The following is a 17,937-nucleotide window of genomic DNA, read 5'->3' as shown; positions in this document are numbered from 1 at the left end:
GCGGCCCACGGTGAGGGCGGGGCGCATGACGAGGCGCGGCCCCCGGAGTGAGGGCGAGGCCCGGGCCTGATCCTGCTGGTCGCGGGATCAGGCCCGGGCCGCTGCCGTGGCGCTGTGCCCTCGTACGACGGCTGCGTGGCCGGTCAGCCGATGACGGTCCAGGTGTCGGCCCCGGCGAGGAGGGCGCCGAGGTCGCCCTTGCCGTCGCGCTCGACGGCGGTGTCCACCTGGTCGGACATCAGGGTGTCGTAGACGGGCCGCTCGACGCTGCGCAGCACCCCGATGGGGGTGTGGTGCAGGGTGTCGGCGTCGGCCAGCCGGGAGAGGGCGAAGGCCGTGGTGGGGGAGGCGGCGTGGGCGTCGTGGACGAGGACCTGTGCGCGGTTCTCGTCGGTGACGGCGACGACCTCCAGGTCACCGGTGGCCTGGTTGCGGACGACGCCCTTGGAGCCGTCGGCCCCGAAGAGGATCGGCTCCCCGTGTTCGAGGCGGATGACGGCCTCGGCGGCCTGCTCCTTGTCCTTGAGGACCTCGAACGCGCCGTCGTTGAAGATGTTGCAGTTCTGGTAGATCTCCACGAGCGCCGTGCCCGGGTGCTCGGCCGCCGCGCGGAGCACGTTCGTGAGGTGCTTGCGGTCGGAGTCGACCGTGCGCGCCACGAACGTGGCCTCCGCGCCGAGCGCCAGCGACACCGGGTTGAAGGGTGCGTCCAGCGAACCCATCGGCGTCGACTTGGTGATCTTCCCCAGCTCGGAGGTGGGGCTGTACTGGCCCTTGGTCAGCCCGTAGATCCGGTTGTTGAAGAGCAGGATCTTGAGGTTGACGTTGCGGCGCAGGGCGTGGATGAGGTGGTTGCCGCCGATGGAGAGCGCGTCGCCGTCACCGGTGACCACCCAGACCGACAGGTCACGGCGGGAGGTGGCGAGCCCGGTGGCGATGGAGGGGGCGCGGCCGTGGATGGAGTGCATCCCGTAGGTGTTCATGTAGTACGGGAAGCGGGAGGAGCAGCCGATGCCGGAGACGAAGGCGATGTTCTCCTTCGCGAGGCCCAGCTCCGGCATGAACCCCTGGACTGCGGCGAGGACGGCGTAGTCGCCGCAGCCGGGGCACCAGCGCACTTCCTGGTCGGACTTGAAGTCCTTCATGGACTGCTTGGCCTCGGCCTTGGGCACCAGCTGGAGCAGTTCGTTGTGGAGCAGTTCCCCGGTGTCAGGCATCGATGGCCTCCTTGAGGGCGGTGGCGAGCTGCTCGGCCTTGAACGGCATGCCGTTGACCTGGTTGTAGCTGTGGGCGTCGACCAGATACTTCGCCCGGAGCAGGGTGGCGAGCTGGCCGAGGTTCATCTCCGGGACGACGACCTTGTCGTACCCCTTCAGCACCTCGCCCAGGTTCTTCGGGAAGGGATTGAGGTGGCGGAGGTGGGCCTGGGCGATGGAGAGCCCGGCGGCGCGGAGCCGGCGGACGGCGGCGGTGATCGGCCCGTACGTCGAGCCCCAGCCCAGCACCAGCGTGCGGGCACCGGCGGGGTCGTCGACGGCCAGGTCGGGGACCTCGATGTTGTCGACCTTCGCCTGGCGGGTGCGGACCATCAGGTCGTGGTTGGCGGGGTCGTAGGAGATGTTGCCGGTGCCGTCCTGCTTCTCGATGCCGCCGATGCGGTGTTCGAGGCCGGGGGTGCCGGGGACGGCCCAGGGGCGGGCCAGGGTCTGCGGGTCGCGCTTGTAGGGCCAGAAGACTTCGGTGCCGTCGGCCAGGGTGTGGTTCGGGCCGGTGGCGAAGGGGGTGGTGAGGTCGGGCAGGCTCTCGGTCTCCGGGATGCGCCACGGCTCGGAACCGTTGGCCAGATAGCCGTCGGAGAGCAGGAACACCGGGGTCCGGTACGTCAGGGCGATCCGGGCCGCGTCGATCGCGGCGTCGAAGCAGTCGGCCGGGGTCTGCGGGGCCACGATCGGCACCGGGGCCTCGCCGTTCCGCCCGTACATCGCCTGGAGCAGGTCCGCCTGCTCGGTCTTGGTCGGCAGTCCGGTGGAGGGCCCGCCGCGCTGGATGTCGATGATCAGCAGCGGCAGCTCCAGGGAGACCGCGAGCCCGATGGTCTCCGACTTCAGCGCCACGCCCGGCCCCGACGTCGTGGTCACGCCGAGCGCCCCGCCGAACGCGGCGCCCAGCGCCGCCCCGATCCCGGCGATCTCGTCCTCGGCCTGGAAGGTGCGCACACCGAAGTTCTTGTGCTTGGACAGCTCGTGCAGGATGTCCGAGGCCGGGGTGATCGGATACGAGCCCAGGTAGAGCGGCAGATCCGCGAGCTGCGCGGCGGCGATCAGGCCGTAGGAGAGGGCCAGGTTCCCCGAGATGTTGCGGTAGGTGCCGGTGGGGAAGGCCTGGGCGGCCGGAGCGACCTCGTAACTGACGGCGAAGTCCTCGGTCGTCTCGCCGAAATTCCACCCGGCGCGGAAGGCCGCCACGTTCGCCTCGGCGATCTCCGGTTTCTTCGCGAACTTCTGCCGCAGGAACGTCTCCGTCCCCTCGGTCGGCCGGTGGTACATCCACGACAGCAGCCCGAGCGCGAACATGTTCTTCGACCGCTCGGCCTCCTTGCGGGAGAGCCCGAACTCCTTCAGCGCCTCGATCGTCAGCGTCGTCAGCGGCACCGGGTGGACGTTGTAGGCCTCCAGCGACCCGTCCTCCAGCGGACTGGTCGCATACCCCACCTTCGCCATCGGCCGCTTGGTGAACTCATCGGTGTTGACAATGATCTCGGCGCCGCGCGGCACGTCGTCGATGTTCGCCTTGAGGGCGGCGGGGTTCATCGCGACCAGGACATTGGGGGCGTCGCCGGGGGTGAGGATGTCGTGATCGGCAAAGTGCAGCTGGAAGGAGGAAACCCCGGGCAGGGTGCCGGCGGGGGCCCGGATCTCGGCAGGGAAATTGGGCAGGGTCGAGAGATCGTTCCCGAACGACGCCGTCTCCGAGGTGAACCGGTCACCCGTGAGCTGCATCCCGTCGCCCGAGTCGCCCGCGAAGCGGATGATCACCCGGTCCAGGCGGCGGACCTCTTTCCCGTCGCCGCCGGTCGTTCCCGTCGTACCTGACAGGGGGGCACGCTGGCCCCCGAGGACGGCGTCATTGGCCTCATCGGCCTTCTCTGCCGCGCTACTGACCTGGCTCGTCACTGAACTGGACCTCCCTTGGGGCGGCGGCTCGGAATCGTCCGGCCGACCGGCGGTTCCAGAGGCAACCCTACGTCCGTGCGGTTCGCCCTCCAGGGGCCGATCATATGGTGGACGCTGTTTTGAGACGCCCTTTTAGCCCGTTTTGCCATCTTTCTCAAGCCCTCCGATCGCTGGATGGAAGTGCTCTGTCCGTCGGTCTTTGGTGCTAGGTCCCACCGCCCAGGACTGCCCGGCGGGGGCCCGCCGGACACCCCCGGCGGAGATCGGCGGGGCGTACGCCGTCTGCTCGCCGGGTGTGCGGCGGCGGCTCGGGCAGGTATCTGACAGAGTGTCAGATGGCTAGGAGTTGAGGTAGGTGAGTACGGCGAGGACGCGCCGGTGGTCCCCGTCACTGGGCGAGAGCCCCAGCTTCAGGAAGATGTTGCTCACGTGCTTCTCCACCGCCCCGTCGCTCACCACGAGCTGCCGGGCGATCGCGGAGTTCGTCCGCCCCTCGGCCATCAGACCGAGGACCTCCCGCTCGCGCGGGGTCAGCCCGGCCAGCACGTCCTGCTTCCGGCTGCGGCCCAGCAACTGCGCCACCACCTCCGGGTCCAGCGCCGTCCCGCCCCGGGCCACCCGCACGACCGCGTCGACGAACTCGCGGACCTCGGCCACACGGTCCTTGAGCAGATACCCCACACCCCGGCTGCTGCCCGCCAGCAGCTCGGTGGCGTACTGCTCCTCCACATACTGCGAGAGGACCAGCACCCCTATCCCCGGGTACTCCCTGCGCAGCCGCACCGCCGCCCGTACGCCCTCGTCGGTGTGGGTCGGCGGCATTCGCACATCGGCCACCACCACATCGGGCAGCGCCTGCTCCGCGCCGAGGTCCGCCACGGTCTTCAGCAGGGCCTCCGCGTCGCCCACCCCCGCGACCACGTCGTGCCCCAGATCGGTCAGCAGGCGGGTGAGCCCCTCCCGCAGGAGGACCGAATCCTCGGCGATGACTACCCGCACCCTGTTCTCCACGTGCTTCACGTGCTCCACGTCGCTGTGTCCCCCGCTGGTTCTGCTCTGCGCCCTGCGCCCGACACCACCAGCATCCCAGGACCACCCCACAGATGGGCCACCTGTGGATAACCACGCCCACTTCAGAGCCGGGCGGGGGAGTTCCAGCCCGTCCGGGGAGCCCCAGCCCGTCCGGCGATCGAGGACGGAACCCTCGACGGGGTGACCGTCAACCCTGCGGGTCCGGCACGGGGCAGCCGGGCCCGGGGCGACGCGGCGGGGGCTAAGGGTCAGCCGCGCCAGGGAAGCTCGGCCGTGACCGTCGTCGGGCCGCCGGACGGCGAGTCCACCACCAGCACCCCGTCCACCGCATCCAGCCGCTCCGTCAGACCCGCCAGCCCACCGCCCGCCGCCGCAGCCGCGCCACCCCGCCCGTTGTCCGTGACCTGGAGCATCAGCCGGTCCGAGGTCCGCCACACATCCACCGTGGCCCGGGTCGCCCCCGCATGCTTGCTGACGTTCTGCAACAGCTCCGACACGGTGAAGTACGCGATGCCCTCGATGGCCTGCGCGGGCCGCGCGTCCAGGTCCACCTCGACCGTCACCGGGACGGTGCAGCGGGAGGCGATGGCGGAGAGGGCGGCGTCGAGTCCTCGGTCGGTGAGGACGGCGGGGTGGATGCCCCGGGCGAGGTCGCGCAGCTCTTGCAGGGCCACCTTCACCTCGCCGTGGGCCTCCTCCACCATCCGCGCCGCTGCCTCGGGGTCGTCCGTCAGCTTCTCCTTCGCCAGCCCCAGGTCCATCGCCAGGGCGACCAGCCGGGCCTGCGCCCCGTCGTGGAGGTCCCGTTCTATACGGCGCAGGTCGGCGGCGGCCGTGTCCACGACCACGCCCCGGTCCGACTCCAGCTCGGTGACCCGGGCCGAGAGCGCGGACGGGCCCAGCAGACCGGACACCATCAGCCGGTCCACCGAGACCAGCCCCCGCACGATCCACGGCGACACCAGCACCAGCACCAGGCCCACCGCACTCGTCACCGTCAGCTCGGCGGGCGAGTCCAGATACTCCGCGTGCGTGCGGTCCCCGTACAGCTGAATGCCGTCGGCCCCCACGAAGACCGGGAAGATCCACTGCCAGAGCGGGTACGTCAGCGCCATCAGGCCGTACGTCCAGAACGTCACCGCGACGCAGAACGTGAACACCGCCCAGGGGAAGTGCAGCAGCGCGTAGAGAAGGTGACGCCAGGAGACGCCGCTCTTGAGGACCGCCCCCATCCACGCCATCGGGCCGCCGGTCTTGCCCCGCACCCGCACCGGCTCCGCCACGTCCAGCTTCAGCAGCCCGCGCGCCCGGGCCCGCTCCATCACCCCGAACCCCCGGCAGGCGGCCAGACCGACCGCCAGCAGCGGTATCCCGATGAAGGTGATGAGCAGACCGGCGCTGACCGACGTCATGGTGATCGCGAAGACGAACACCACCGTGCTCAGCGGCAGACTCAGCAGGACATAGAGCAGCTCGCGCCAGCTGCGCGCCTCCAACGGCGCACGCAGCACCGCCGGGAGGAACCGCTTCGCCGGCGCCGGCCCCGGGGGCCCGCCGCCCCGGCCCGCGTGGCCGGGCAGGTCCGAGTAGCCGTGCGAGCCTGCGTAGCCGTGCCGGCCCGTGTGGCCGTACGAGCCCGCTGCCTGGTGGTCCCGGGTGTCCGGTCCGTATGCCGTGGCCATGAGTGCCGTCCGTTTCCGTCTCTTCTGCCGAAACTCTTCCGCCGACTCTTCCGGCGATCGGCGGAGAGTCCCGCTTCCCCGCCCTACTCCCTCAAGGGTGCTGGGCCGCCGCCCCCGGCACCATGCGGCCGGTCTCCGTATCCGTACGGGGGTTTTCCCTACCCCCAGCCCCACATGGGGCCCGGAGTCCGGAGCGGCTCAGGTCGCCCGGCTGCCCGCCGGGGCCCGGTCGCGCCACGGCAGCTCGGCGGTGACGGCCGTCGGCCCGCCCACCGGGGAGTCCAGGACGAACAGCCCGTCCACCGCGCCCAGCCGCTCGGCCAGCCCCGCCATGCCCGAACCGCCGTCGAGCCGCGCGCCGCCCGAACCGTCGTCCGTGACCTGGATCAGCAACCGGTCCGCCGCCCGCCACACCTCGACGGAGGCCGACCGGGCACCGCTGTGCTTGCTGACGTTCTGCAGCAGCTCCGAGACCGTGAAGTACGCGATGCCCTCGATCGCCTCCGCCGGACGCCCCGGCAGATCCACCGACACACTGACCGGGACGGTGCAGCGGGAGGCGATGGCGGAGAGGGCGGCGTCGAGTCCTCGGTCGGTGAGGACGGCGGGGTGGATACCCCGGGCGAGGTCGCGCAGTTCCTGGAGGGCCACCTTCACCTCGCCGTGGGCCTCCTCCACCATCCGTGCGGCCGCCTCCGGGTCCTCGGTCAGCTTCTCCTTCGCCAGCCCCAACCCCATCGCGAGGGCCACGAGCCGGGCCTGCGCCCCGTCATGGAGATCCCGCTCGATGCGGCGCAGGTCGGCGGCGGCGGTGTCCACGACCACGCCCCGGTCCGACTCCAGCTCCGCGATCCGCCGCTCCAGCTCGTCCGAGGGCGACAGCAACCCCCGCACCAGCGCCCGGTCGACCGCCGTCAGCCCCCGTGTGATGAACGGGAGCACCGGCCACAGGACGAACAGGCTCACCAACGTCACCGTGAACGTCAGCACGCCCCACGGCAGCCGGATGACTCCGTACAGCAGGGAGCGCCAGCCCACCGGGTCCTTCAGCCCCGACCAGAGCCAGGCGAGAGCCCCCTCGTCCCGGCGACCGCGCGACAGCGGGCTCGGCTCCTCCACCCGCACCCCGAGCAACGACCGGGCCCGGGCCCGCTCCACCCGGCCCAGCCAGCGCGCACCCGCCAGCCCGCCGACGAGCACCGGCAGTCCGATCACGGTGACCGAGAGGCTCACGCCGACGGAGACCACCAGGAGCGCGTACACGAAGCCGACGATGGCTTCCGGCAGATTGAGCAGCAGGTGCGCCGTCTCGCGCCAGGTCCATCGGTCGAGGGCGAAGCGGGCGGGCGGCGGCCGGTCGGGGTCCGGAACGGGAGGGCTCATGGTCATGGAACCAGCCTGCCGGGCCGTGTCCGCCCACGCCATGGGGCTCGTAGGTGGCATGAAGTAGGGATAACCCCACCTGGGCGCGACGCGGCTGCTTACTGTGCGTTTATCAGGGCCTAGACTCCCGTGCGTACGAAGGGGCCCGGGAACGTGCGGGGCCAGAACTGGATGACGAGCAGCGAGGGGCGGACGTGAAGGACGGGGCGTACGTGCCGGAAGTGCCGCACGCGGCGTACGTGCCGGTCCACCAACAGACCGCCCTCGCATCGGAGTACTTCCAGAGCTACTCGGTGATCGGCCTGCTCGCGCTGGTCGGCGTCCTCTTCGTGGCCGTCGCGTTCGGGGCGGGGCGGCTGCTGCGGCCCGTCGTCCCGACGCCGGAGAAGCTCCTGACGTACGAGTGCGGGGTCGACCCGGTCGGTGAGGGCTGGGCCCACACCCAGGTCCGCTACTACGTTTACGCGTTCCTCTACGTCATCTTCGCCGTCGACTCCATCTTCCTGTTCCCGTGGGCCACGGTCTTCGCGGCACCCGGATACGGCGCGACCACGCTGGTGGAAATGTTCATCTTCCTCGGCTTCCTCGCCGTGGGACTGCTCTACGCATGGAAGAAGGGCGTCCTCGCATGGGCCTGACGAGCCGGCCGACCGCCGCAGGAGCCGCAGGACAGCAGCCCGGGCCGGAGGCCTCGTCGGACGGGACCGACGCGCCGCAGCCGGTGCTCCTCCCGGAACCCAAGCGCCTCGGCCTCCTCTCCCGGCTCGCGCCCGAGCCGATGAAGGTCGTCCTCAACTGGGGCCGCCGCTACAGCCTCTGGGTCTTCAACTTCGGACTCGCCTGCTGCGCCATCGAGTTCATCGCCGCGTCCATGGCGCGCCACGACTTCATCCGGCTCGGCGTGATCCCCTTCGCCCCCGGCCCCCGCCAGGCCGATCTGATGATCGTCTCCGGCACGGTGACCGACAAGATGGCCCCGGCCGTTAAGCGCCTCTACGAACAGATGCCCGAGCCGAAGTACGTCATCTCCTTCGGCGCCTGCTCCAACTGCGGCGGCCCCTACTGGGACTCGTACTCCGTCACCAAGGGCGTCGACCAGATCATCCCCGTCGATGTGTACGTACCCGGCTGCCCGCCCCGGCCCGAGGCGCTGCTCCAGGGCATTCTCAAGCTCCAGGAGAAGATTGCGCGCGAGTCCCTGGCGGAGCGTTACGCCCCCGCCCCCGCCGGTGGAGCCCCGTCCACGGCGGCGCTGCGCAGCGGCCTGATCACCGCGCCGACGCCACCGGGCACGGAACCGGGCACGGGGTCAGGTACGGGCGCGGGGGAGGAGGGGCAGCGGTGAGCGAGCGTCAGCACCCGGGCCACCACCCGTACGACGGGCTGCCCGATGCCGTCACGGAGGTCTTCGGCGAGGGCGCGACGGCGGAGTCGGCCTACGACCTGCTCACCGTCGACGTCCCCGCCACGGAGTGGACCGCCGCGCTCCGGACCGCCCGCGACGGGCTCGGCTGCACCTACTTCGACTGGCTCAGCGCCGTCGACGAGCCGGGCACCGGTTTCCGGGTCTGCGCCCATGTCGCGGCTCTCGGGAACGGTACGGTCCGGCGGCTCATGCTCCGTACCACCGTCCCGTACGACGCGGCCGTCCTGCCCAGCGCGGTCGACGTCTACGCGGGCGCGGCCTGGCACGAGCGCGAGACGCACGAGATGTTCGGCGTCGCCTTCGAGGGCCACCCCGGCCTCGCCCCGCTCCTGCTCCCGGAGGGCTTCGAGGGCCACCCGCTCCGCAAGGACTTCGTCCTGGCCGCCCGGGTCGCCAAGGCCTGGCCCGGCGCGAAGGAGCCCGGGGAGTCCGAACACGGCGGCCCCAAGCGCCGCACGATGCTGCCCCCGGGCGTCCCCGACCCGAACGAGTGGGGCCCCCTCAAGGGCCAGCTCCCCCTGCCGCCGCCCGCCCGGGCCGCGCGGCCCGCCCCACGGCTGCGGGCGACCGCCCGCCCCGCCGCACCCGCTCGGCGAGCGAGGGCTCGGCCGCGCAACGCCCGCAGCAGGCTGGGGCGGAGGCCCCCACCGGCACGGGGACGCCCGCCGAACCGCCGGGCGCCACCCAGCCGGAGGCCGTACAGCCGCCGCCCGCACCCGCGCCCCCGCGCCCACGCCGCTCCCGTTCGGCATCCGGCGGTTCGGCGAGTCAGCGGAGCGAGCAGGGGACGGTTGCCGGGCAGCCGGGCCCAGACACCCCCGCGGCTCCCGAGACCCCCGACACCTCCGCGACGCCCGCACCGCGTCCGCCGCGCCGGTCCCGTTCGGCATCGGACGGCTCCGCGAGCCAGCGGCCCGAGCAGGGCCCGGAAGCGCCCACGCCACGCCCGCCCCGCCGGTCCCGCTCCGCGTCGGAGGGCTCCGCCAGCCAACGTGTCCGCAGCACCGACGCCCCCTGGCACGACGCGCAACCGGCGTTCGACGACCCCCCTGGGCCCCCGGAGCCTTCGGAAGGCAGCCCTGCCTCCGAACCCTTCGAGCCCGAGAAGCCCACCCCCGCGTCCGAGAAGCCCGACCCCGGACCCGAGACGCCCGACCCCGGCCCCGACAAGGCCGGGCGAGGGCCCGACCCCGACACCCCCCACCCCGCCGGAGGCGATACCGAGTGAACGACGTGTTCGACGTCGCCCTCCGCCTGGCCATCGTCTTCGTCGTGTTCCTGGTCGCCCCCCTCCTCGTGGGCCAGACCGAGCACAAGGTGATGGCCCACATGCAGGGCCGCCTGGGCCCCATGTATGCGGGCGGCTTCCACGGCTGGGCCCAGCTCGTCGCGGACGGCGTGAAGTTCGCGCAGAAGGAGGACGTGGTCCCGGCCGCCGCCGATCGCCGCGTCTTCCAGCTCGCCCCCGCCGTCGCCCTCCTCCCGTACCTCCTCGTCCTCGTGGCCATCCCCGTCGGCCCCGGCGACGGCGCGGTGGGCCAGGTCGTCGACGCGGGCATCTTCTTCGTCCTGGCCGTGATGGGCATCGGCGTCCTCGGCTCGCTCATGGGCGGCTGGGCCTCGGCCAACAAGTTCTCCCTGCTGGGCGGCCTCCGTACCGCCGCCCAGCTCCTCTCCTACGAGCTGCCGATGCTCCTCGCCGCCGCCTCCGTGGCCATGGCGGCCGGTACGGTCTCGCTCACCGGCATCCTCGACGCCTTCGAGTGGTGGTGGCTGCCCTGGCAGATCGTCGGAGCCCTGGTCTTCTTCGTCGCCGGGCTCGCCGAACTCCAGCGCCCGCCCTTCGACATGCCGGTCGCCGACTCCGAGATCATCTTCGGCGCGTACACCGAGTACACGGGGCTCCGCTTCGCCCTGTTCCTCCTCGCCGAGTACGCGGGCATCGTCATCCTCTGCGCCCTGACCACCGTCCTCTTCCTCGGCGGCTGGCACGGCCCGTTCGGCGCCGACGGACTCGGCTGGCTCTGGACCCTCCTGAAGACCGCCCTCCTCGCGTTCGTCGTCATCTGGCTGCGCGTCAGCTACCCGCGGCTTCGGGAGGACCAGTTGCAGAAGCTCGCCTGGACCACCCTCGTCCCCCTCGCCCTCGCGCAGATCGCGCTCACCGGCATCGTGAAGGTGGCGATCAACTGATGTCCCCGATCCCCGGCTCGGGCCTCGCCAAAGGTCTCGCCGTCACCCTGCGCACGATGACGAAGAAGACCGTCACCGCGCAGTACCCCGAGACCCAGCCCGAACTCCCGCCCCGCTCCCGGGGCGTCATCGGACTGTTCGAGGAGAACTGCACGGTCTGCATGCTCTGCGCCCGTGAGTGCCCCGACTGGTGCATCTACATCGACTCCCACAAGGAGACGGTGCCGCCCGCCGCGCCCGGCGGACGTGAGCGCAGCCGTAACGTCCTCGACCGCTTCGCCATCGACTTCTCCCTCTGCATGTACTGCGGCATCTGCATCGAGGTCTGCCCCTTCGACGCCCTCTTCTGGTCACCCGAGTTCGAGTACGCGGAGACCGACATCCACGAGCTGACCCACGAGCGGGACAAGCTCCGCGAGTGGATGTGGACCGTGCCGGAGCCGCCCGCACTCGACCCCGGGGCGGAGGAGCCCAAGGAGATCGCCGCCGCCCGCAAGACGGCCGAGAAGCTCGCCGCCCAGCAGGCCCAGCAGGGCGAGGAAGGAGGGACCCCGTGACGCTCCCCACCACGTCTTCCGTGCTCGCCGCAGCCGCCGACCACCCCGGCTTCCTCTCCCCGACCGGCGTCGAGATCGCGTTCGTCCTCGTCGGCCTCGCCACCCTCGGCGCCGCCGTCATCACCGTCACGACCAAGCAGCTGGTGCACGCCGCCCTCTGGCTCGTCGTGGCGCTCGGCGGGCTGGCCGTCGAATACCTCCTGCTCACTGCGGAGTTCATCGCCTGGGTGCAGGTACTGATCTACGTCGGTTCCATCGTCGTCCTCCTCCTCTTCGGCCTGATGCTCACCCGGGCCCCCATCGGCCGCTCCCCGGACGCCGACTCCGGCAACCGGTGGGTGGCCCTCGGCGTGGCCCTCGCCTCGGCGGCCGCGCTCGTCTGGGTCGTCGTGGACGCCTTCCGTACGACCTGGATCGACCTCGAAGGACCGGCCCAGGGCTCCACCGCCGTCACCGGAGCCTTCCTCTTCCGGAACTGGGTCCTCCCCTTCGAGGCGCTCTCCGTCCTCCTGCTTGCCGCCCTCGTCGGCGCCATCGTCCTGTCCCGTAAGCACGACACGGACACGGCGGTACGGCCCACCCCGGCCCCCGCCACCCGACGGCAGGCGGACAGCGGCAAGGCCGGAAGCCGGGGTCAGGGCCAGGGCGGGAGCCAGGAGCACGGCCAGGAGGAGCAGCGCTGATGCACCTCGCCTATCCCGCCGTACTCGCCGCCCTCCTCTTCTGCACCGGTCTCTACGGTGTCCTCGCCCGCCGCAACGCGATCCTGGTCCTGATGTCCGTCGAGCTGATGCTCAACGCCGTCAACCTCAACCTCGTCGCCTTCGACGTCTGGCTCCGCGACACCCTCCACTCCGGCCAGGCCCTCACCCTCTTCACCATCGCCATCGCCGCCGCCGAGATCGGCATCGGCCTCGCGATCGTCCTCGCCGTCTACCGCAACCGCGGCTCCTCCGCCATCGACCGGCTCCGCGACACCGCCGAGACCGATGCCGGGACCGGCACCGCCGACGCCGGGGCCGACGGCCACCCCGCGACAGCGGGGAACGTCACGGCAGGGGACACCACGGCAGGACACACCAAGAACGCAGAGGCCACCGCGTGACCACGACGACCCTCGCCGCCCTTGTCCCGCTCCTGCCCTTCCTCGGTGCCGTCGCCGGACTCGCGCTCGGCCGCACCGCCCCCGGCTTCGTCCGCCCCCTGGCGATCCTGCCGACGCTCACCGCGGCCGTCCTCGCCGTGGTCGTCGCCGTCCGCCAGGGCGGCGGCCGCGCCATCGACGCCGCCACCCAGCTCACCCCCACCGGGTCGGTCCCCATCGACCTGGCCCTGCACCTGGACGGTTTCGCGGTCCTGGTCGCCGTCCTCGTCGGGCTCGTCGCCACCTGCGTACAGCTCTACTCCACGGCCTACCTCCGCAACGACGCCCGCTATCCGTCCTACGCGGCCCTGGTCTCCCTCTTCACCTCCGCGATGCTGCTCGTCGTCTACTCCGGCGACCTGATGGTGCTCCTGGTCGGCTGGGAGATCATGGGCATCTGCTCGTACTTCCTGGTCGGGCACTACTGGGAGACGCCCGAGGCCCGCGCCGCCTCCCTGAAGGCCTTCCTCGTCACCAAGCTCGGTGATGTCCCCTTCCTGATCGGCCTGTTCGCCCTCGCCGCCGACACCGGCAGCTTCCGGATCACCAAGATCCTCGCGGCCGTCACCAACGGCGGCCTGGACCACCCCACCCTCATCGCCCTGCTGCTCCTCGCGGGCGTCGCCGGGAAGTCCGCCCAGTTCCCCCTGCACACCTGGCTGCCCGACGCGATGGCCGGCCCCACGCCCGTCTCCGCGCTCATCCACGCCGCGACGATGGTCGCCGCCGGCATCTACTTCGTGGCCCGGCTGCTCCCCGTCTTCGCCGCCTCCGGCGCTGCCCTCACCGTCCTCGCCGTGATGGCCGCCGTCACGATGGTCGGCTCCGGGCTCGCCGCCCTCGCCCAGGACGACATCAAGCGCGTCCTCGCCTACTCGACGATCGGTCAGCTCGGCTACATGTCCGGCGCCCTCGCCGTCGGTGACCGCGGCGCCGCCGTCTTCCACCTGATCTCGCACGGTGCGTTCAAAGCCGTCCTCTTCCTCGCGGCCGGGGTCGTCATCCACGCCGCCGGCACCAACTCACTGGCCGCCATGTCCCGCATGGGCGGCCTCGCGCGCCGGATCCCCGACGCCTACTGGACGATGACCGTCGCCCTCCTCGCGCTCGCCGCCATCCCGCCGTTCGCCGGCTTCTTCTCCAAGGAAGCCGTCCTCGTCGCCGCCGAGCACACCGCCGTCGGGGACCGGGCCGTCGCCCCCGCCGCCGCGGGCTGGACGGTCCTGATCGCCGGACTCGCCGCCGCCGTCCTCACCGCCGCCTACGCCACCCGCCTCTGGCTCCTCGCCTTCCGCGGCCGTGGCGCCGAAGCCCCCGACCACGGCCGCCAGCCCGTCGCCATGACCGCTGTCCTGTGGATCCTGGCCGTCCCCACCATCGCCTTCGGACTCACGTCAGGCGTGATCGGCGACTGGTTCGACGGCCACGCCCTCACCCCGTCCCTCACCACGGCCGTCCTCGCCACCGGCGTCACCCTCGTCGGCGGCCTGGTCACCTACGGGGCGTGGCGCCACACCACCGCCCTCGCCGCCCGCACCCCCATCGGTGCCGTCGCCGCCCACCCCGGTGCGGAACCCGCCCTCGTCGAAGCCGAGGCCATGACGTCCCATACCGCCGCCTACGGCACCATCGCGGCCGCCGCCGACCCGGCCGACCCCGGACGTCTCCTCCTGGGCCCGCTCCACCGCCACGCGGTCACCGGCTTCCACCTCGACGCCCTGTACACGGCGCTGTTCGTCCGGCCCGTCCAGCAGGCCGCCCGTCTCGTACGCTTCCTGGACCGCACGGTCGTCGACACCTACGTCAACGGATCGGGCGCCGTCACACGCCTCCTCGGAACCGCCGTCCGCCGCGCCCAGACCGGCAACGTGCAGACCTACCTCGGCGCCCTGCTCGCCGGGTCCCTCGTCCTGGCCATCGCCGCCGTCGTCTTCGCCAACGTCAACGCGGGGTCGTGACCGTGATCGATATCAGCCCGTCCGTGATGCAGTTCCTCCTCGCGTTCATCGTCGTCGCCCCGCTCCTCGGCGCCGTCGCGGCCCTGCTCCCCGCCCCGCCCGGCCTCAAGGGCAGGAACCCCGACCAGGCCGTGCTCCGCCACGGCGTGACCGTCACCGGTGCCGTCCTCATCGCCGCGATCGTCCTGGCCACCGGCTTCGACCACGACCACCCCGCCACGATGCAGGCCACCACCGACATCAGCTGGATCCCGGCGCTCGACGTCCGCATCCACCTCGGCATCGACGGCATCTCGCTCCCTCTCCTGCTCCTGACCGCGCTGCTGACCTTCCTCTGCGCGCTGTACAGCTACTTCAAGCCCCCCGCGGGCCCCTCCCCGAAGGCGTTCACCGCCCTCGTCCTCCTCCTGGAATCCGGCACCCTCGCCACCTTCGCCGTCCTCGACCTGCTGCTCTTCTTCCTCGCCTTCGAGATGGTCCTCATCCCCATGTACTTCCTCATCGCCCGCTGGGGCGGTGACCAGCGGCGCGCCGCCGCCTGGAAGTTCATCCTCTACACGCTGCTTGGCTCGGTCGTCATGCTGCTCGGCCTCCTCCTCATCGGACTGAGGAGCGGCACCTTCGACATGGTGGCACTCGCCACTGACAACGGCCGTGGCCTCACCACATCCGTGCAGGTCATCGCTGTTCTCGCAATCGGTGTCGGACTTGCCGTCAAGACCCCGATGTGGCCCCTGCACAGCTGGCTCCCCGACGCCCACACCGCCGCCCCGACCGTCGGCTCGGTGCTCCTGGCGGGCGTCCTGCTGAAGATGGGAACGTACGGATTCGTCCGGATCCTGCTCCCCGTGGCCCCCGACGGGATGCGCACCTTCGCGCCCTATCTCGCCGCGTTCGCCGTCGTCGGCATCGTCTACGGGTCGCTCGCCTGTCTCGCCCTCGCCCGCAGGGGTGCCAAGGGCGACCTGAAGCGGCTCATCGCCTACTCCTCCGTCGGCCACATGGGGTTCGTCCTCCTCGGCATCGCCACCATGACCCCGACCGGAGTCAACGGCGCGCTCTTCGCCAACATCGCCCACGGCCTCATCACCGGCCTGCTGTTCTTCCTGGCCGGCGCCGTCAAGGACCGGTACGGCACCGCCGACCTGGACACCCTCGCCGGTGCCACCGGGGCCGCCCTCTACGGCCGCGCCCCCCGCCTCGGCGCCCTCCTCGCCTTCGCCGCCGTCGCCTCGCTCGGCCTGCCCGGACTCGCCGGGTTCTGGGGCGAGATGCTCACCCTCTTCGGCGCCTACAGCCCCGCCGAAGGCCTGAGCCGCTCCGCGTTCCGCACGTTCATGGCCATCGGCGCGTTCGGCACCCTGCTCACCGCCGCGTACATGCTCATCGTGGTCCGCCGCGTCTGCATGGGCGAGCACTCGCCCCACTCCGAGCTCTCGTCCGCCACCACCCCGGCCGACGCACCCGAACCGGCCGACGCACCCGAACCGTCCGGAACCGGGCGGTCCGCAACCACCACGCCCCGGCCCGCCACGCCGCAGCCAGCCGCCACCACGCCCCAACTCGCCGACATCCAGACGTACGAAGCCGTCACCTGGACCCCGCTCGCCGCCCTCACCGTCCTCGCCGGACTCTGGCCCGCGGTCCTCCTCGGCCTCACCGATCCGGCCGTGCAGAAGCTCCTCGCAGGAGGCAAGTCGTGACCGCGGACCCCAGCGCCGCCCCGGGCGCCCTCACCACCGCGGCCGACACCGCCCCCAGCGTCGTCCAGAGCGTCGACTGGCTCGCCATCGCACCCCCCACCCTCACCGCGCTGGCCGCCCTCCTGGTCCTCGTCGCGGACCTTTTCCTCCCCGCCCACCGCAAGAAGCTCCTCGGCTACGGAACCCTCACCGCCCTCGCCGCCGCCCTGGCCCTCCTCATCCCGCTGCGCGCCGGCGACCGCGCCACCTTCTGCGTCACCACCGGCACCCAGCTGTGCAGCTACACCGCCGACCACTTCACCCTGGTCATCCAGGCCCTCGTCCTCGGCGGGGCCTTCCTCACGGCGCTGCTCTCCCTCGACGACACCCGGAAGCTCCCGGCGGGGGAGTACGGGTTCCTGCTCCTGGCCTCCGCGGCGGGCGCGGCCCTGCTGCCCGCCTCCCGCGACCTCGCCACGCTTGTCGTGGCCCTGGAGGTCGCCTCGCTGCCCGCCTTCGCGCTCGTCGGCATCGTGCGCGGCGACCGGCGCTCCTCCGAGGCCGCGCTCAAGTTCTTCCTCTCCTCCGTCGTCGCCACCGCCGTCACCCTTCTCGGCGTCAGCTTCGTGTACGCGGCCACGGGGACCCTGCACCTCACCGAGATCGCCGCCCGCCTGGACGACGTGCCCCCGGCGCTCGACACGCTCGCCAAGACCGGTGTCGTCCTCACTCTTGTGGGCTTCGCCTTCAAAGTGGCGGCAGCCCCCTTCCACTTCTGGGTTCCCGACACCTATGCAGGGGCGCCGCTCCCGATCGCCGCCTATCTGTCCGTCGTCGGCAAGACGGTGGGCTTCTCCGGCCTCATCCTGGTCACGGTCGTCGCGTTCCCCTCCTACGCCGACGTCTGGGGCCCCGCCGTCGCCGTCCTGGCCGCCCTCACCATGACCGTCGGCAACGTCGCGGCCCTGCGCCAGCGGGCCGACCGCGACCGCAGCGCCGTCCGGCTCCTCGCCTGGTCCTCCGTCGCGCAGGCCGGCTATCTGCTCGTCCCGATCGCCGCCGCCGCGTACTCCAGCGACGAACAGATCGGCTCCACCGTCGCGTACGCCCTCATGTACGCCGTCGTGAACCTCGGCGCCTTCGCCGTCGCCGCCCTGGTCTCCCGTACGCACCCCGGCAACCGCGTCGACGACTACCGGGGCCTGTACGCCACCCGCCCCCTCGCCGCCCTCGCGCTCGGCTTCTTCCTGCTCTGCCTGGCCGGACTGCCGCCCGGCATCATCGGGCTCTTCGCGAAGGTCACCGTCTTCTCGGCGGCCGTCGACGCCGGTCTCGGCTGGCTCGCCGTGGTCATGGCCGTCAACGTCGTGATCGCGCTCTACTACTACCTTCAGTGGACCGCGATCCTCTTCAGGAGCCCTGAAAGCCAGGAGAACGCGGAGACCGGCGGCGGAGCGCCGGCCTCCGGAACGCCCCGCCGATTCCCCGTCCCCGCCCCGCTGACCACGGCGATCGTCCTCACCGCCGTCGTCGGCATCCTCCTCTCCGGCGCCCCCCAGCTCGTCCTGAGGTTCGCCGCCGTCAACCTCTTCTGACGCCCGCCGGACGCCGAAGATCGGTTTGCCCGGGGCCGCCGCCACAGGGCAATGTCTTGGCTGCATGCGTCCCGTACACGACGAAGACGTACGAAATCCATAGAGGAGAGA

Annotated in this window: 14 protein-coding genes and 1 pseudogene; 10 read left to right on the top strand and 5 right to left on the bottom strand. The window is 71.8% G+C overall.

Features of this window, described 5'->3' with window-relative positions; genetic code table 11:
* Positions 1–143: 143 nt before the first annotated feature.
* The 5 genes from DJ476_RS13005 to DJ476_RS12985 form a co-directional block, all read right to left on the bottom strand.
* The gene (locus DJ476_RS13005) at positions 144–1,217 is read right to left on the bottom strand and encodes a 2-oxoacid:ferredoxin oxidoreductase subunit beta (RefSeq protein WP_112490558.1); all 1,074 of its coding nucleotides are present in this window, start codon (positions 1,215–1,217) and stop codon (positions 144–146) included.
* Entirely contained in the window at positions 1,210–3,174 is a 1,965-nt protein-coding gene (locus DJ476_RS13000) for a 2-oxoacid:acceptor oxidoreductase subunit alpha (RefSeq protein ID WP_103416822.1), read from the bottom strand. The genes DJ476_RS13005 and DJ476_RS13000 overlap by 8 nt, the downstream gene beginning before the upstream one ends.
* A 339-nt stretch (positions 3,175–3,513) precedes the next feature.
* Complete coding sequence (locus tag DJ476_RS12995; RefSeq protein ID WP_053562819.1) at positions 3,514–4,173, bottom strand: response regulator transcription factor; 660 nt, start codon at positions 4,171–4,173, stop codon at positions 3,514–3,516.
* A 281-nt stretch (positions 4,174–4,454) separates the two neighbouring features.
* On the bottom strand, positions 4,455–5,888 hold the full coding sequence (locus tag DJ476_RS12990; protein WP_112490557.1) for a sensor histidine kinase: 1,434 nt from the start codon (positions 5,886–5,888) through the stop codon (positions 4,455–4,457).
* 198 nt (positions 5,889–6,086) lie between these two features.
* Positions 6,087–7,277: a sensor histidine kinase gene (locus tag DJ476_RS12985; protein ID WP_103416914.1), complete on the bottom strand. Its 1,191-nt coding sequence runs from the start codon at positions 7,275–7,277 to the stop codon at positions 6,087–6,089.
* 215 nt (positions 7,278–7,492) lie between these two features.
* Between DJ476_RS12985 and DJ476_RS12980 the strand changes: the two genes are divergently transcribed.
* The 10 genes and pseudogenes from DJ476_RS12980 to DJ476_RS12935 all read left to right on the top strand — a co-directional run bounded on the left by DJ476_RS12980 (position 7,493) and on the right by DJ476_RS12935 (position 17,826).
* The gene (locus tag DJ476_RS12980) at positions 7,493–7,909 is read left to right on the top strand and encodes an NADH-quinone oxidoreductase subunit A (RefSeq protein ID WP_103416915.1); all 417 of its coding nucleotides are present in this window, start codon (positions 7,493–7,495) and stop codon (positions 7,907–7,909) included.
* Positions 7,900–8,616, top strand: a complete 717-nt coding sequence (locus DJ476_RS12975; protein ID WP_112490556.1) for an NADH-quinone oxidoreductase subunit B — start codon at positions 7,900–7,902, stop codon at positions 8,614–8,616. The genes DJ476_RS12980 and DJ476_RS12975 overlap by 10 nt, the downstream gene beginning before the upstream one ends.
* A pseudogene (locus DJ476_RS12970) lies at positions 8,613–9,925 on the top strand (NADH-quinone oxidoreductase subunit C). Before DJ476_RS12975 ends, DJ476_RS12970 begins: the two are co-directional and overlap by 4 nt.
* On the top strand, positions 9,922–10,890 hold the full coding sequence (locus DJ476_RS12965; protein WP_093749452.1) for a complex I subunit 1/NuoH family protein: 969 nt from the start codon (positions 9,922–9,924) through the stop codon (positions 10,888–10,890). Before DJ476_RS12970 ends, DJ476_RS12965 begins: the two are co-directional and overlap by 4 nt.
* A complete protein-coding gene (locus DJ476_RS12960) occupies positions 10,890–11,447 on the top strand; it encodes a NuoI/complex I 23 kDa subunit family protein (RefSeq protein WP_103416827.1) in 558 nt (185 codons plus the stop codon). Before DJ476_RS12965 ends, DJ476_RS12960 begins: the two co-directional genes overlap by 1 nt.
* The gene (locus DJ476_RS12955; RefSeq protein ID WP_112490555.1) at positions 11,444–12,130 is read left to right on the top strand and encodes an NADH-quinone oxidoreductase subunit J family protein; all 687 of its coding nucleotides are present in this window, start codon (positions 11,444–11,446) and stop codon (positions 12,128–12,130) included. The genes DJ476_RS12960 and DJ476_RS12955 overlap by 4 nt, the downstream gene beginning before the upstream one ends.
* Positions 12,130–12,552 (top strand): NADH-quinone oxidoreductase subunit NuoK, encoded by a 423-nt coding sequence (gene nuoK / locus DJ476_RS12950; protein WP_112490554.1) that lies wholly within the window; start codon positions 12,130–12,132, stop codon positions 12,550–12,552. The genes DJ476_RS12955 and nuoK overlap by 1 nt, the downstream gene beginning before the upstream one ends.
* The gene (locus DJ476_RS12945; protein ID WP_103416830.1) at positions 12,549–14,549 is read left to right on the top strand and encodes an NADH-quinone oxidoreductase subunit 5 family protein; all 2,001 of its coding nucleotides are present in this window, start codon (positions 12,549–12,551) and stop codon (positions 14,547–14,549) included. Before nuoK ends, DJ476_RS12945 begins: the two co-directional genes overlap by 4 nt.
* A complete protein-coding gene (locus DJ476_RS12940; RefSeq protein ID WP_112490553.1) occupies positions 14,546–16,252 on the top strand; it encodes an NADH-quinone oxidoreductase subunit M in 1,707 nt (568 codons plus the stop codon). The genes DJ476_RS12945 and DJ476_RS12940 overlap by 4 nt, the downstream gene beginning before the upstream one ends.
* On the top strand, positions 16,249–17,826 hold the full coding sequence (locus tag DJ476_RS12935) for an NADH-quinone oxidoreductase subunit N (RefSeq protein WP_112490552.1): 1,578 nt from the start codon (positions 16,249–16,251) through the stop codon (positions 17,824–17,826). The genes DJ476_RS12940 and DJ476_RS12935 overlap by 4 nt, the downstream gene beginning before the upstream one ends.
* The last annotated feature ends 111 nt before the right edge of the window (positions 17,827–17,937 follow it).

The sequence above is a fragment of the Streptomyces bacillaris genome, from assembly GCF_003268675.1.
GTDB lineage: Bacteria > Actinomycetota > Actinomycetes > Streptomycetales > Streptomycetaceae > Streptomyces > Streptomyces bacillaris.
The sequence above is the reverse complement of the archived record's forward strand: the minus strand, read 5'-3'. Positions and strand labels throughout refer to the sequence as shown.

Excerpts from the sequence above, each read along its gene's own strand:
- DJ476_RS13005 (WP_112490558.1), bottom strand. The coding sequence starts at position 1,217 with ATGCCTGACACCGGGGAACTGCTCCACAACGAACTGCTCCAGCTGGTG.
- DJ476_RS12990 (WP_112490557.1), bottom strand. The coding sequence starts at position 5,888 with ATGGCCACGGCATACGGACCGGACACCCGGGACCACCAGGCAGCGGGC.
- DJ476_RS12985 (WP_103416914.1), bottom strand. The coding sequence starts at position 7,277 with ATGACCATGAGCCCTCCCGTTCCGGACCCCGACCGGCCGCCGCCCGCC.
- DJ476_RS12975 (WP_112490556.1), top strand. The coding sequence starts at position 7,900 with ATGGGCCTGACGAGCCGGCCGACCGCCGCAGGAGCCGCAGGACAGCAG.
- DJ476_RS12960 (WP_103416827.1), top strand. The coding sequence starts at position 10,890 with ATGTCCCCGATCCCCGGCTCGGGCCTCGCCAAAGGTCTCGCCGTCACC.
- nuoK (WP_112490554.1), top strand. The coding sequence starts at position 12,130 with ATGCACCTCGCCTATCCCGCCGTACTCGCCGCCCTCCTCTTCTGCACC.